Below are 14,179 nucleotides of genomic sequence, written 5' to 3'. Positions count from 1 at the left end.
CGAGGGTCTGGGCTACCTTCAGGGTGCGGGACTGCGGCTTGGGATTGCCGGCAATGATCGAAACCTTGAGCGTCATCATTTCTCACTAACTGTGTTGTCAGGAAAATGAGATACGCCGGAGGTACAGCGAAGCTAACGTACAAGCCGAGAGGCATACGCATGTAACACCAACGTGTCTCACACACCACCGAGATTTTTTGGCCCGGTGGGCCCGCAACGGCTTACGCTGCGTTCAAACTTGGACAGATGCACCCTCCCACCGCGGAACCGGAAGAACCGCTAGTGGTGGAGGTCACATCGTCTGAAAAGAGCATAACACAATCATTCCGACAGCCACAAGAAAGCTATATATCGGTCGGTCTGGTTGCACTGTGCAGGTTGCCCCGGCGGCCGTACTGCCGCCGGGGGCAACCTGGGGTTACTGGACCAGCGCGGCAGCGTCGACCAGTGCCGGCGTCCACCGCAGGTGGCCGTCAGCGACAACGGCGTCGGGTTCCTTGAGCAGGGAGAGCCGCGGCCGCACCGCGTCGGTCCTTGCGCTTGGCGGCTTCCGGCTTCCGGCTTTGAACTGGGGGATCCAAACGGCCCCCGGGCCCCGGTAACCCTGCTCAGCGGCGGCGTGCAGGGTCCACTGGGGGTCGTAAAGGTGGGTGCGGCCCAGGGCTATCAGGTCGGCACGTCCGGCGAGCAGAACGGAGTTGACGTCGTCGTAGGTGGAAATGGCTCCAACGGCGATGACGGCGACTCCTGCTGGGGCTGCTACTTCCTGGCGGATACGGTCAGCGTAGGGGGTCTGGTAGCTCCGCCCAAAGGCCGGCTTTTCCTCTTTGCCGACCTGCCCGGTGGAAACGTCAATACCGTCAGCTCCGTGCTCAACGAACGCCCGCGCAATCGCAACGGAGTCATCGGAGTCGTTGCCACCTTCAATCCAGTCCGTGGCTGAGAGGCGGACGACCATGGGCTTATCCGCGGGCCAGACCCGCCGGACGGAATCGAAGACTTCCAGGGGGAACCGCAGCCGGTTTTCCAAGCTGCCGCCATATTCGTCGGTCCTGCGGTTGGCGACGGGGGAAAGGAATGACGACAGGAGGTATCCGTGGGCAGCATGGAGTTCGAGCAGGTCAAAGCCTGCCTCATCGGCGCGGCGGGCCGCGTCAACGAAATCAGCCTTCACTTTGTCCATACCCGCGCGGTCGATTTCCCGCGGAACCTGGCTGCTCGGACCATATGGCAGCGCCGAAGGTCCTACAGTTTCCCAGTTTCCTGCCTCCAGGGGTTCGTCAATACCCTCCCACATGAGCCGGGTCGACCCTTTGCGGCCGGAATGACCAATCTGTGCACCGATTTTTGCCGTGGAACGGGTGTGGACAAAATTAACGATGTCCTTCCAACTGTCGCGCTGCGCATCGGTGTAGAGCCCCGAACAGCCGGGGGTGATACGTCCTTCTGAGGAGACACACACCATTTCTGTCATGACCAGTCCAGCGCCACCCAGGGCTTTGGACCCGAGATGGACCATGTGGAAGTCGCCCGGGTTGCCCTCGGAGGCCGAGTACATGTCCATCGCTGAGACGACGACACGGTTCTTCAGTTCCAGACCTCCGATCCGGTAAGGCTGGAACATGGCGGGGGCAGCCGTTGGCAGCCCCTGGAGCTCAGCGAACTTCCGGTCGACGGCCTCGGCGAATTCGGGGTCGCGAAGGCGAAGGTTTTCCTGAGTGATGCGCCGGGACCTGGTGAGCAAGTTGAAGGCGAACTGTGTCGGGTCCTGGTTCTTGTACTGGCCGATTCGTTCGAACCACTCCAGCGATGCCTGGGCAGCGCGCTGGGTGGACTCAACGACAGGACGCCGTTCGGTTTCGTAGGCGGCGATGGCATCCTCAAAGCTTTGGTGCTCGTGCAGGCAGGCTGCCAGTGCCAGGGAATCCTCCATTGCCAGCTTGGTGCCGGAACCGATGGAGAAGTGTGCGGTGTGGGCAGCGTCTCCAAGCAGGACGATGTTGCCATGCCGCCAGCTGCGGTTGCGGACAGTGGTGAAGTTCAGCCACTTGGAATTGTTGGCGAGGACGTCATATCCCTTGAGCTCCTCAGCAAAGATGGAGCGGATCTTGCTGATCGCCTTCTCGTCGGAGACTCCTGGAGCGAAAATCTCATCTGCTGTTTCGTCGAAGCCTGCAGCCTGCCAGACGTCTTCGGACATTTCCACAATAAAGGTGGAGCCTTCGTCAGAGTACGGGTAACCGTGGATCTGCATCGTGCCGAATTCGGTCTCTTTGACGAAGAACTTGAACGCCTCGAAGACCTGGTTTGTGCCCAGCCACATGAACTTGTTGGGGCGCCGGTCCAGGCTGGGACCGAAGGAATCCGCGTACTCGCTTCTGATTTGGGAATTGATTCCGTCAGAAGCGAGGACGAGGTCGTATCCTGCTTCAAGGTCTGCGATGGGTGGTGCCGAGGTGCTGAAACGGACGTCTACACCGAGTTCGAGGCAGCGCCGTTGCAGGAGTTCCAGGAGTTCCTTCCGGCTCATGGCTGCGAAACCCTGGCCACCGACGGTCAGCGTTTCACCGCGGAAATGAATGTCGATGTCGGACCAGCGGGCGAAGCGCCGGCTCATGTACTCGGCCACAACAGGATCTGCGTTGCCGATGCCACCGAGGGTTTCGTCTGAGAAGACAACGCCGAACCCAAAGGTATCTGAGGCTGCGTTCCGTTCCCACAGTGTGATGTCGTGGGTGGGGTCGAGCTGTTTCATCAGCGTCGCGAAATACAGGCCGCCGGGGCCGCCGCCGACAATTGCGATCTTCATGGCATTACTCCTTTATGGCTGGGCGGACGCGCCGGCCAACTGGTCATTCTCGTGGTTGACTTGGTCGCGCAGTTTGTAGTGCTGCAGCTTGCCGCTCGGGTTTCGGGGCAGTGTGCCGACAAACCTGACGTCCCGCGGGTACTTGTAGGGGGCGATTGTGGCTTTGACGAAGTCCTGGATTTCTTTGCGTTTGGCGTCGTCACCGACAACCGACTCGCGCAGCACGATGAAAGCGCAGACGATGCTGCCACGTTCGGGGTCCGGCCGGGCGATCACAGCGTTCTCGAGAACATCGGGGTGCTGGTCAATGGCTGCTTCGACTTCCGGCGCACCGATGTTGTACCCGGAGGAAACGATCATGTTGTCAGACCGGGACTGGTAGATGAAGTAGCCGTCTTCGTCGCGCAGGAAAGTGTCACCGGTGATGTTCCAACCATTCAGGATGTACTTTTCCTGCCGCGGATCGTCCAGGTATCGGCATCCGGTTGGGCCGATGACCGCCAGGCGTCCGGGTTCACCAGTCGCGACCTCCCGCCCTTCATCGTCCAGGATGGTCGCCCGGTAGCCCGGGACGGCCTTGCCCGTGGCTCCGGGGCGGATGTTTTCCCCTGCAGCGGAAATGAAGACGTGGAGCAGCTCGGTGGAACCGATACCGTTGACCAGGCGTACGCCCGTAGCCTGGTGCACAGCTTCCCACGTCTCCTTTGGCAGGTGCTCTCCAGCTGATACAGCGACCCGAAGCCTGCTGAGAAGATCACCCCGTTCAGCCTTGAGAATGGCCCGGTAAGCGGTCGGCGCCGTGAACAGAATGGTTGCACCTGCAGCTTCCGCGTTCTCGGCCAGTTCCACAGGCGCTGCACGCTCTGTCAGCAGGGCCGAAGCGCCGAACCGCAACGGGAAGATGACAAGGCCCCCGAGCCCGAAGGTAAAGGCGATGGGCGGGGAACCGGCAAACACATCGTCACGGGTGGGTGTAAGGATGTGACGGGCGAACGTGTCCGCGATGGCGAGGATGTCACGGTGGAAGTGCATCGTCACTTTAGGAGCCCCGGTGGTGCCCGACGTCGGCCCGAGGAGGGCGACGTCGTCGGCGGAGGTTTCCACCGCCGTGAAGTGTCCGCTCTTGGCCCCGCAACGGGAGACTAGGTCAGCTTCGTCTTCGCCGCCGTACGCCAGTACCGCAACGTCATCCCCTGCTGCTACGGACAATTCGTCGACGAACCGGTGGTCGGATATGGCGACGACGGGCTTGGTTAGATCGATCAGGGTGCTGATCTCGCTTGACCGGAGCATCGGCATGGTGGTGACGACGACTGCGCCTGCCTTCAGCACGCCAAGCCAGGCGGCTACGATCCATGGATTATTCGGACCGCGCAGGAGTACCCGGTTCCCGGGAACGACTCCGAAATCCTCGGTGAGCACGTGTGCTACCTGATTGGCGCGCCTTTGGAGGTCGCCGTAGGTCCAAGTGGCGCCGTCGGGGGTGTGAAGCGCCGGCCGGTCAGCTCCGTGCTCAGCGACTGCGTCGTCGATGAGCACGCTGCCCGCGTTGAGGTTTTCGGGGTACTGAAGTTCGTCGAGGGTGAACTCGAGGGTGGGCCACAGGTGGGCCGGTGGGAGGTGGTCCCTGGTGAACGTATCCACGTGGGCCGATGATGTGAAAGTCATGGCCGGTCCTTTCAGGTGATGGGGAGTGGGCCCGGGTCAGGAACCCGAGCGGATCATGCCTTCTTGGGCTACGGTGGCCAGCAAACGGCCACTGCGGTCGAAGAACCGGCCTAGAGCCAGTCCGCGGTTTCGCTGTGCAGAGACGGCTTCCTGGGTGTACAGCAACCAGTCGTCGGCCCTTCCGAACCGGTGGAACCACATGGAGTGGTCCAGGCTCGCGGTGATGAGGCCAGGCGAAGACCAGTGCAGGTTTTGAACGCGGAGGAGCGATTCGAGGATGGTGTAATCGCAGACGTAGGCAAGGGCTGCGCGGTGCAGGTCGGCTGTGGCCTGCTCGTCCTCCCCTGTCGGCAGGCTGCCGAAGGCCTTCACCCATACCGCCTGGTGCGCCTGCACGCCTCCGTCAACTGCTACATAGACCGGACCCGGAACATGGCGCATATCAAAACTTCGGCCCGCGGCCCAGTAGTCTGCCGCGGCTCCGTCTTCGTCGATGAGGACTTCGGCAGCGCTGCGCAGTTCGTCCGGGTCCAAGTGTGCCGGTGCCGGGGACTGGTATTCAGGGCCCTCTTCCGGCACCTGGAAAGACCCCATGCCTGTAAAAACGACTTTTCCGCTCTGAAAGCCGCGGACGCTCCTTGTGGAGTAGCCCCGGCCATCACGAAGTTTTTCGACCTCGTACCGGACCGGCACCCCGACATCGACCGGACGCATGAAGTAGCTGTGCATCGAATGCAGTACGCGGTCGGCCTGCACCGAACGCATCATTGCTGCCGCTGACTGGGCAACCATGTCGCCGCCGTAGGCTTTGGGCCACGGCACATACTGCGGCGTTGCCTCATATGCCTCGTCGAAGACCTCGGCAGTGGCAGGTGTCAGCTCCACTGCGCGGAGGAAAATTTCCGAGGTGGGCTTCTGGACGTCTGGGGTCGTGGAAGGCACGGCTATTACGCCCGACGGTAGTCAGCGAGGGTCCCGTCGGGAACGTCTTCGAGGTTCACGACGATGTTTTCGGGGGTGCGGGTTGTGAGCCACACCAGTTCCTCTGTCACGGACATGTTGGCTTCAACATGCGGCATGAAGGGAGGGACGAAGACCCAGTCGCCGGCCTTCATGTCCTGGTACTCGGAGTAGTTCTCCCCGTAGTAGATGCGTCCGTGGCCGCGCAGGACGTATCCGCCAGTTTCCGCCTCTCCGTGGTGGTGCGGCAGCGAGCGGTAACCCGGGGTGTTGGATACCTGTCCGAACCAGATCTTCGTAGCCGGGGTGTGCTGGATGGAAACCCCTGAGACGCGGATGCAGTCACCGGACTGGGCGGTGTTGGTGTCTTCCTGCCCGGCGCGGGTGATGACGGGGACGACCTTGCCGTCCGGGCCAGCGTAAGAGGAGTTGTCGCCTTCGGTCAGGTATTCGGTGGTGGTGTTGGTCATGGTGGTCACTCCTTGGTGCTTGAGGCGGTTGACTGAGCCGGGGCGGTATTGCCCGGATCAGGAGTGGGGGAGAGGTGAATGCGGTTTTCGAGGCGTCCGATGCCTGGAATTTCGGTGGTGAGGACGTCTCCGTCGCGCAGGAAGCGGGGAGGCGTCATGCCCATTCCAACGCCGCCGGGGGTTCCGGTGAGAACCACATCTCCTGGTCGAAGCATCGTGAATTGCGAGATGTAGGCCACCAGTTTTGCGGGGCCAAACACGAGGGTGGACGTATTGCCCTTTTGTACCTGCTCGCCATTGACGTAGCCGTGGACGTCGAAATCAGCCGGTGCCTCGTCCGCTGTTAGCATGACGGGACCCAGCGGAGTGGTGGCATCAAAGGCTTTTCCTTGGAACCACTGAAGGGTGCGGTTCTGCCAGTCCCGCATCGAGATGTCGTTCGCGACGGTGTAGCCGGCGATGCCGGCCAAAGCCCGGCCCTCGTCGACGCGGTACAGGTTGGAACCAATAACAACCGCCAGCTCGGCTTCCCAGTCGACTTTCTCGCTGCCTTGAACATAGACGGGGTCTGAGGCCCCGACCAGGGTGTCAGCGTACTTGGCAAACAACGTCGGGTAGTCGGGGAGGGCGCGGCCCATCTCCTGGATGTGGTCCCCATAATTGAGACCGCAGCAGATGACTTTGACTGCCGCGGGCAGCAGGGGAGCCAGTTCCACTTGGGAACCATGCAGGGGCACTGCGCCCGCGTTCCTGCCGGACACGGCATCCTCGGCGACTTCCCTCCAGCCATTGTCCATCAGCATTGATCCCACGCTGGCGTAGGGCAGCGGGATGTAGTTGTCCTCACCAACCGCCACGGCAGCAGTCGTTCCGTGCCGTCCGGACCTAAGAGTGGCCAGCTTCATTGTTTTCCCTCCAATCAGATATGTCGACTTTTTTACGATCGTCACATAAGCTCAAGGTAGCACGAGGAAAATGATCTGACCAGATGCTTTCCAAACATCCGTAGGAGGAACCGGCATGACCAACAAAACGATCAACCCTGCAGCGCTTCCGAAGCCATCCGGGTACGCGCACGGCGTACTTTCCGGGAACACCGTCTTCCTTGGGGGCCAGACCGCCTTGGACAAGGACATGAACATCGTTCCCGGGGGTATCGTCGCCCAGTTTCGTCAGGCCTTCTCCAACGTGCTCACGACCCTGCGGGAAGCCGGCGGACAACCGCAGGACCTCGTCAATGTCACGATCTACCTCACCGACGTGGACGACTACATGGCCAACGGCAAGGAAATCGGCAGAATCTGGCGGGAGATGGCCGGCACCGAGTACCCAGCAATGGCCGGAATCGGCGTGACGCGCCTGTGGCAGAAAGAAGCACTGATCGAGATTCAGGGCATTGCCGTCATCCAGGCTCCGTAAGCCTTAAGCAGACCGCCACCGCCCCGCCCTGCACTTAGTAACGGGCGGGGCGGGCAGCAGAGGGACGGCAGGCAGAATTCTGGTTGCCGGCGAGGAGTGACAGGAGACAGGCCTTGACCGTTGTCCAGGGCGTCGTCGAACCCGGCGACCAACGAGGCCGTGAGATGGGTTTTCCCACGGCCAATATCCAGATCAGTGGATCTCCTGAACTGGACGGCGTGTGGGCGGGCCTGGTGGAAATCGGTGATGATACCCACGCTATTGCAGCCATTTCCATAGGCAGACGTCGTACCTTCTACTCCAGTGACGGTCCCCGGCTGCTCGAAGCCCACCTCCTGAACGTCAACCAAAACCTCTATGGAAGACTGATTCGCGTTCACCTTCTTCAACGGCTTCGCCCTCAGATCGCATTCGACAGCGCCGAGGAGCTGGTCGTACAGATGCGCTTGGACGTGGAACAAACCAAAGTTTGGGCGGTTAAAAACTACCCCAGCCTGGTGGTCTCCGACCGCTAACCAGCTGGAATCGCCGCTTGGCCTCAAGCTGGAACTATGGAGCCGAGTACCCGGGGGAGCGGACTTCCCTTGGCTGGCTGTCAGGTGACTATGCTGCGGTGTAGCCGCCATCAACGGGCAAGGAGACACCGGTGATGTAGTTGGCCTTCTCGGAAGCTAGAAAGGCCACCGCAGCAGCCACATCTTCAACCTTCGCGACGCGCCGAAGGGGTATGCCGGCGACTACCTCCTCTTCAGCAGAGAGAGGATCAGGCAGTGAAGCCAACCAATCTTCGTAGAGGGGCGTCCGCGTCATTCCAGGTGCTACCGCGTTCACGCGGATGTTGTGGGGTGCGAGCTCTACGGCTGCCGATTTGGTCATGGCCAATACAGCACCTTTTGAAGCTGCGTACACACCCATCGTTGCAACGCCTACAGATGCCAGGCGTGAAGTGATGTTGATAATGGAACCGCCGCGGCCGGTGGACATGGCACACGCCGCTGCCTGCAGCATGGCGAGAGCAGCGAAGGTGTTTGTCTCAAACACTTCCCTGACCTCTTCAATTGGTGCGCCGAGAATATCGCCGGTGTGGTCGATGCCAGCGTTGTTTACAAGGACGTCCACCCGACCGGCGAAAGTAAGTGCTTGATCGACGATGAACTGTGGTCTGCCCGGCTCGGTTATGTCCGCTTGGAGGAACCGGGCCCGTTCTCCGAGACAATCGGTCAGCGCCTCTCCACGAACCTGCGAACGCCCCACTAGCAAGGTGTGGTAGCCCTCGGCGTAGAGGCTCCTGGCCACAGCTTCGCCGATACCTCCGGTGGCGCCGGTTATGACGGCAGCTCGCACTGCCGATTGTTTTTCGGCTCTCATCGGGATTGGTTCTTCATTTCTTGTCCTTGTGGTCCTCTTGCTTCGGTCGATCCTCACTACGGAAGGCCGGCGCTTCTCGTGCAGCCGCAACTGGATGTACAAAGATGTGTGCTGCGATTTTGGTCAACTCACCTGGGCCCTGCCCCCTGTTCAACAGCCGTTACCCGAGGGAAACTAGCTCAGAAAACCCGTGGTTCTGGAAGATCAGTGGATTGGCGGCACCGGAGCTGAAACCGAGAACGCGTGCCAACACAAAGTCATGGTCACCGACTTGAGTTATGGCGTCGACCTGGCATTCCATTGACAGCACCGAGTCCGTTACCAGGGGGGCGCCATAAACGCCGCGGGTCCAGTAGCTGTCAGCGAAACGGTCGGCCTCCTTCTTTCCGAGCTTTCGGCAGAATTCCTTCTGTGATGAGGCAAGTGTGCTTATGCCGAGTACGGCGGCAGTGTTCAGTTTTGGCCAGCTGGTGGACTCTCGGCCAATAAAAAAGCCCACGAGGCAAGGGTCGAGGGAGATGACGACGAATGAGCCGACAATCATGGCGGCTTTCTCGTCGCTGAGTTCGGGATCGCCGGCTACAACAGTGACGCTGGTGGGCAGCGTCGCCATGATGTCGCGGGCTTCGGTTGAACTGATGAGGGTGGGCCGCTCGGTGATGATGGTCATCGTAACTCCTTGGCTGCCTGGGATATCCAAAGTAGGGGAGGCCAATTGCGCTAGCCCTGGCGGTGGCTGGCGGGACCTATACGCGGCTTTTCTCTTACAACATCTTTGCCGTGTTAGCGCTGGTCCAAAGCTCGAACCTGAGCGGTCGCTCAAGTCTAGCGTGAGTTGCATCACCCTGCAAGGGTCAACATTTGTGCGGGAAGCCTTGGAGGCCAACGGATTTCGTTGCGAAATTCTGCGTGAAGAAGACCGGGCAAGAGGCCTAGGGCCGGAAGTTTTTGATCAAGCGCTTATTTCGAGTGCTCAGAACTTTCTCCTGTTTTGAGCGGGTGCGCAGGTACACTGGGAAGGAGATTTGACAGCTTGCCCGCGCCGGGAGCGCTTGCTTGTATACGCTTTGGAGGAACGATGGCTCAGCCCCACATGCCGGTCGAGCAGCGGCGACGACAGTTCGTCAGCGCAGCCATCGACGTCATCACCCGGGAGGGGTTAGCTAAAGCAACTACGCGGCGAATAGCAGAAGTGGCGGGTCTTCCGGCTCCCAATCTCCACTACTGCTTCGCCACTAAAGAAGACCTGCTGCAGGCAGTCTACGAGTCGGCTGCCTCGAACGCCTTTGCAGAAATAGGCCGCCAGGTGACTCCCGGCGTAGGCCTCCAACAGGGCATCGACGACATCATGCGGTCGTTCGTGCGATGGAACAGCGGAAGCCAGGACGTCCAATTGGCGATGTATGAGCTCACCCTGTGGTCCCTTCGGAATCCGGGGTCCAGCCACTTGGCGGGCCGGGTTTACCGCAGGTACTTCGACGGCTTCATGCAGCTGCTGCGGGAGGTCATGACGGACGGTGACACGGAAACGGACCTTGGGACCATGGCCCAGCTTCTTATAGGAGCCATTGACGGGTTCACTCTTCAACGGCTGACCCTGAAGGACATGGCTGGGCCGAGGCTTCTCGACATGTCTATTCGGACTCTCCAGGCGGCTGTTCCGGCTGCTCAGGGAGTGCGGAGCTGATTGCGCCGACGCGCGTCCTCTAGCGACTCATTGCCGTTTTTCCTCACAGATTATCTCCTTCACTTCCTGCGCCCTTGAGCGATGAGACCATAACGCGACCGTGCGGAGGGTTCCTGCCGCCGCAGCATGTCCAAGCGTTGCACGAGGCGCTGCGGCTGCTTTAACGAGGCTCCAGCGTACAGCGCCCGCAATTTCTAAGGACGGAAATGACAACCATGAGCCCCATCTCACGCATCCGGCTCCCGTAGTGGTTGACTGTGCTCTCGGCAGCTGCATCTACACCACGGACGACAATCAGACTCGGGACTTTACCGCCCGCGCCGGCGGTGTGACCGGCACGAACTACTTCCCCAAGGTCGTCGAAGCAGCACTCGAACAATGCGGCAAAGCCGTACACGACCACTACACCGCCGTCGTGCATAAGCCGCTAGGCGAAATCACGGAAAAGCTAGGCGAGGTGCTTTATGCCGGCTTGGACCCCGTCTTCAACCCAAACTCCGGATTAGAGGCAGTCGAATCATCCATTCGCCTCGCCTCGATGGCAACCGGCAGGCCGAAAACCGTCGTCCTTCGAGGCGGAATTACGGCCCATGGCGTGACCGGAAGGGAAGTTATGGCGAGGCTGGAACACTTCGAAACGGCTGCGGCTGCCGTAACAGGTGCAAACTGCGCAGGATACGGGGTGCAGCCGTCATGACCGAAGACATCCTCGCCGCCACTGACCGGGCAGCGGCTTTATCGCGCCTGGAGCAGCGCGGTATTCCTGTTGAAACATCTGGGCACCGCCTCGCGGCCTACGCCTACGACGCTTCGAACTACCGGGTAGCGCCGCTTGGTGTCGTTTTCCCGCGGAGCGTCGGCGATGTCATTGCTGCCGTGGATGTATGTCGGGAAACAGGAACACCACTCATCAGCCGCGGCGGAGGGACTTCCATGGCCGGTAACGCGATCGGCCCTGGCCTCGTGCTGGACTTTTCCCGGCACATGCACCGCATCCGCAACATCGACGCGCATTCATCGACAGTTGATGTTGAGCCCGGGGTAATCCTTTCCACCCTCACACGCGAAGTTGAGAAGGGTACCGAAGGGCGGATGACGTTTGCCCCTGATCCATCATCGAAAACCCGCGCTACCGTCGGGGGATCCATCGGTAATGACGCGTGTGGGAACCACTCGGTGCGGTACGGCCGGACTTCGGACCACATCCGCGAAGTCGATGTCATAACCACAGACGGTGCGGTGCTAACGGCGACAACCCACGGCCTGTGTGCGACGGATGCTTCTGACGCCTACTCGGTGTCACGGGCCTTCGAGTTGTCAGAGGACCTGAAGGCGCTGGCCCAGGCAAATCTTGCTCCCTTCCGAACAGAGCTTGGCCGCATTCAGCGCCAGGTATCCGGTTACCACCTCGCCAATTTGCTGCCCGAAAACGGGTTTAACGTCGCACGTGCACTGGCCGGCTCGGAGGGAACCTGCGCTATCGTAGTTGGGGCCCGCATGAAGCTGGTCCCGAAGCCCGCGAGTGCACTCTTGGTTTGTCTCGGATACCCGGATGTTGTTGAAGCGGCACGCGACATCGAGACCATCCTCGATTTTTCACCAGCGGCCGTTGAGGGCATCGACGAAGTCATTGTTGACACCATGCGGCTGCGCCGGGGCCACGACTCAGTGTTGGGCCTACCAAAGGGCAAGGCATTTCTCTATGTCGACCTTGATGGCGACCACCCCGAGGAGGTGGCAGGAAAAGCGGAGCAGTTGCTCGAGCGACTGTACGCGAACGGCCGGCTCTCCGACGGCCGCACAATTGCCGACCCCGTGGAACGAGCCACTCTGTGGCGCGTCCGAGAAGACGGTGCAGGGTTGTCCTCCAGACCAGCCACCGGTGGCGAATCCTGGCCCGGGTGGGAAGACTCCGCAGTCGCCCCGGAAAACCTCGCAAACTATCTCGCCGATTTCAGGAAGCTACTGGCCAACTACGGGCTGACTGGCATCATGTACGGGCACTTCGGGGCAGGTTGCATGCACATCCGCATCACTTACGACCTGCGTAGCGAATCGGGCCGTTCCGTCTTCAAAAAATTCACCGAGGCAGCTGCGGCGCTCGTGGTTTCCCATGGAGGTTCCCTTTCGGGTGAACATGGCGACGGCCGGGCGCGGTCAGCGCTCCTGCCTGTCATGTATTCCCCGACGATGATCCAGGCGTTTGAGGACTACCGGCAGATCTGGGATCCGGCCGTGATCCTGAACCCCGGTTCCATGACCCACCCGGATCCCATCGACGAACAGCTGGCTCTCAATGAGATCCCGGACCGCGAATGGCGCACCAACTTCGATCTGCGCTCCGTGGGGTCCGCCGGATCAGGCTCCAACCCTTGGGTGCACGCAGTCCAGGCCTGCATCGGCGTAGGCCGGTGCCGTTCCGACGTCGGTGGTGTCATGTGTCCCAGCTACCGTGCCACCGGAGATGAGAAAGACTCCACCCGAGGCCGTTCCAGGGCGCTGCAGGACATGGTGAGAGGCGCGAGAACCATTGATGAAGGCTGGAAATCCGAGGACGTCCGGGAAACACTGGATCTATGCTTGGCATGCAAAGCCTGCTCCAACGACTGCCCTGCCGGGGTCGACATGGCGACGTACAAGTCGGAGTTCTTCTCGCACTACTACGCACGACGCCTCCGCCCCGTGTCGCACTTTTCACTGGGTTGGCTACCACGCTGGCTGAAAATCACCACGCTCATGAGTCCCATCATTAACGCAATAATGTGGACGCCTCTAGGAAAAGTCATTTCGACGATGGGCGGGCTAACCACAAAACGGGTGCTGCCCCGGTTTGCCTCGCGTCGGGAACTTCGCAAAGAGCTTGGCGGTTTCGAACCAAAGGCCGGCACGGCCGACGCTGTGCTTTTCGTGGACTCCTTCACGAAAGGTTTCCGCCCGAAAGTGGCCGGGGCAGCTGCGCGGGTCCTGGCCGACACCGGTCGGCAGATCAAATGCGAAACGGAAGCCTGCTGCGGCTTAACCTGGATATCGACCGGCCAGTTGGACATCGCAAAGAAGATCCTGTCGAAGACCGTCTCAAGGCTGGATGACGGCACTGACGCTCCGATCATCGTGATCGAACCCAGCTGTGCGGCGGCACTAAGAAAGGACGCCCCCGAACTGTTGGGCACCGAAGCCTCCGCTAGAGTATCTGCCCGGATCCAAAGTTTCGCAGGTGCGATCTCCGGCTGGACCGAGCAGGGTTGGAGACCGTCGGTGGAAATTCCCGCAGCCGTAACTGTGCAGACCCATTGCCACGAGTACTCCACGTTTGGGGCCACAGTCCAGCGCAAGGCCCTGGCAGCCCTGGGAGTGGCAGAGGTACGGGAAGCCACCGGTTGCTGTGGAGTTGCAGGGACCTTCGGCTTCGAAGCCAACCACTACGACATTTCCATGAAAGTCGCCGGACAGGCCCTTTCACCGGCCCTGAAAGCAACCAGCTCAGATGTACCCGTTCTTGCCGATGGATTCAGCTGTGCAATGCAGGTCAAGCAACTGGAACCGGACCGGGCAAGTCTGCACATCGCGGAAATCATTGATCCCGGGAAAAAGAAAACCGAACGACCCTCATGAACACCACCCCAGGCGATCTTGTCTACACCGGCAACCCTGGTGCTGCTCCATCGGAAGGAGTCCGAAGCCCGCTTTGACCCTGAGTTAAGAAGTGGTCCGGCAAGGTTGCCGGAGAAGCTGAGGGGCACGTCAATGCACGAAATTTGCGATGGCCTGTGGGCAGAGCGAACGGTCAAGACTCTACGC

The 14,179-nt window shown here is 60.7% G+C and carries 12 protein-coding genes; 5 read left to right on the top strand and 7 right to left on the bottom strand.

Annotated elements, in window-relative coordinates; genetic code table 11:
- Nucleotides 1–418 precede the first annotated feature (418 nt).
- From AC5RV1_RS09280 to AC5RV1_RS09260, 5 genes are read right to left on the bottom strand one after another with little or no spacing between them, the layout of a single operon-like run.
- The gene (locus AC5RV1_RS09280) at nucleotides 419–2,809 is read right to left on the bottom strand and encodes a bifunctional salicylyl-CoA 5-hydroxylase/oxidoreductase (RefSeq protein WP_493994312.1); all 2,391 of its coding nucleotides are present in this window, start codon (nucleotides 2,807–2,809) and stop codon (nucleotides 419–421) included.
- A 12-nt stretch (nucleotides 2,810–2,821) separates the two neighbouring features.
- Nucleotides 2,822–4,477: an AMP-binding protein gene (locus AC5RV1_RS09275; RefSeq protein ID WP_493994311.1), complete on the bottom strand. Its 1,656-nt coding sequence runs from the start codon at nucleotides 4,475–4,477 to the stop codon at nucleotides 2,822–2,824.
- A gap of 36 nt (nucleotides 4,478–4,513) precedes the next feature.
- Complete coding sequence (locus tag AC5RV1_RS09270; protein WP_493994310.1) at nucleotides 4,514–5,419, bottom strand: acyl-CoA thioesterase; 906 nt, start codon at nucleotides 5,417–5,419, stop codon at nucleotides 4,514–4,516.
- A gap of 5 nt (nucleotides 5,420–5,424) precedes the next feature.
- The gene (locus AC5RV1_RS09265) at nucleotides 5,425–5,907 is read right to left on the bottom strand and encodes a cupin domain-containing protein (protein WP_493994309.1); all 483 of its coding nucleotides are present in this window, start codon (nucleotides 5,905–5,907) and stop codon (nucleotides 5,425–5,427) included.
- 5 nt (nucleotides 5,908–5,912) lie between these two features.
- Entirely contained in the window at nucleotides 5,913–6,812 is a 900-nt protein-coding gene (locus AC5RV1_RS09260) for a fumarylacetoacetate hydrolase family protein (RefSeq protein WP_493994308.1), read from the bottom strand.
- A 115-nt stretch (nucleotides 6,813–6,927) separates the two neighbouring features.
- On the opposite strand from AC5RV1_RS09260, the gene AC5RV1_RS09255 reads away from it, so the two are divergent.
- Nucleotides 6,928–7,326, top strand: a complete 399-nt coding sequence (locus AC5RV1_RS09255; RefSeq protein ID WP_493994307.1) for a RidA family protein — start codon at nucleotides 6,928–6,930, stop codon at nucleotides 7,324–7,326.
- Between the two features lie 113 nt (nucleotides 7,327–7,439).
- The gene (locus AC5RV1_RS09250; RefSeq protein ID WP_493994306.1) at nucleotides 7,440–7,841 is read left to right on the top strand and encodes a riboflavin kinase; all 402 of its coding nucleotides are present in this window, start codon (nucleotides 7,440–7,442) and stop codon (nucleotides 7,839–7,841) included.
- Nucleotides 7,842–7,929: 88 nt separating this feature from the next.
- Here the strand turns inward: AC5RV1_RS09250 and AC5RV1_RS09245 are convergent, their stop codons facing one another.
- Nucleotides 7,930–8,694 carry an SDR family NAD(P)-dependent oxidoreductase gene (locus AC5RV1_RS09245; RefSeq protein ID WP_493994305.1) on the bottom strand — a complete coding sequence of 255 codons (765 nt, stop codon included), beginning with the start codon at nucleotides 8,692–8,694 and terminating at the stop codon, nucleotides 7,930–7,932.
- Nucleotides 8,695–8,854: 160 nt separating this feature from the next.
- Entirely contained in the window at nucleotides 8,855–9,364 is a 510-nt protein-coding gene (locus AC5RV1_RS09240; RefSeq protein WP_493994304.1) for a flavin reductase family protein, read from the bottom strand.
- 408 nt (nucleotides 9,365–9,772) lie between these two features.
- Between AC5RV1_RS09240 and AC5RV1_RS09235 the strand changes: the two genes are divergently transcribed.
- From AC5RV1_RS09235 to AC5RV1_RS09225, 3 genes are all read left to right on the top strand, one after another.
- A complete protein-coding gene (locus AC5RV1_RS09235; RefSeq protein ID WP_493994303.1) occupies nucleotides 9,773–10,381 on the top strand; it encodes a TetR/AcrR family transcriptional regulator in 609 nt (202 codons plus the stop codon).
- A gap of 100 nt (nucleotides 10,382–10,481) precedes the next feature.
- Complete coding sequence (locus AC5RV1_RS09230) at nucleotides 10,482–11,078, top strand: aminotransferase class III-fold pyridoxal phosphate-dependent enzyme (protein WP_493994302.1); 597 nt, start codon at nucleotides 10,482–10,484, stop codon at nucleotides 11,076–11,078.
- Nucleotides 11,075–13,993, top strand: coding sequence for an FAD-binding and (Fe-S)-binding domain-containing protein (locus AC5RV1_RS09225; RefSeq protein ID WP_493994301.1), 2,919 nt, complete (start codon nucleotides 11,075–11,077; stop codon nucleotides 13,991–13,993). The genes AC5RV1_RS09230 and AC5RV1_RS09225 overlap by 4 nt, the downstream gene beginning before the upstream one ends.
- Nucleotides 13,994–14,179: the final 186 nt, after the last annotated feature.

Source organism: Arthrobacter sp. Hb9-2 (assembly GCF_059091165.1).
Note: the sequence above shows the minus strand (reverse complement) of the source record. Positions and strands in the feature narration are given on the sequence as shown.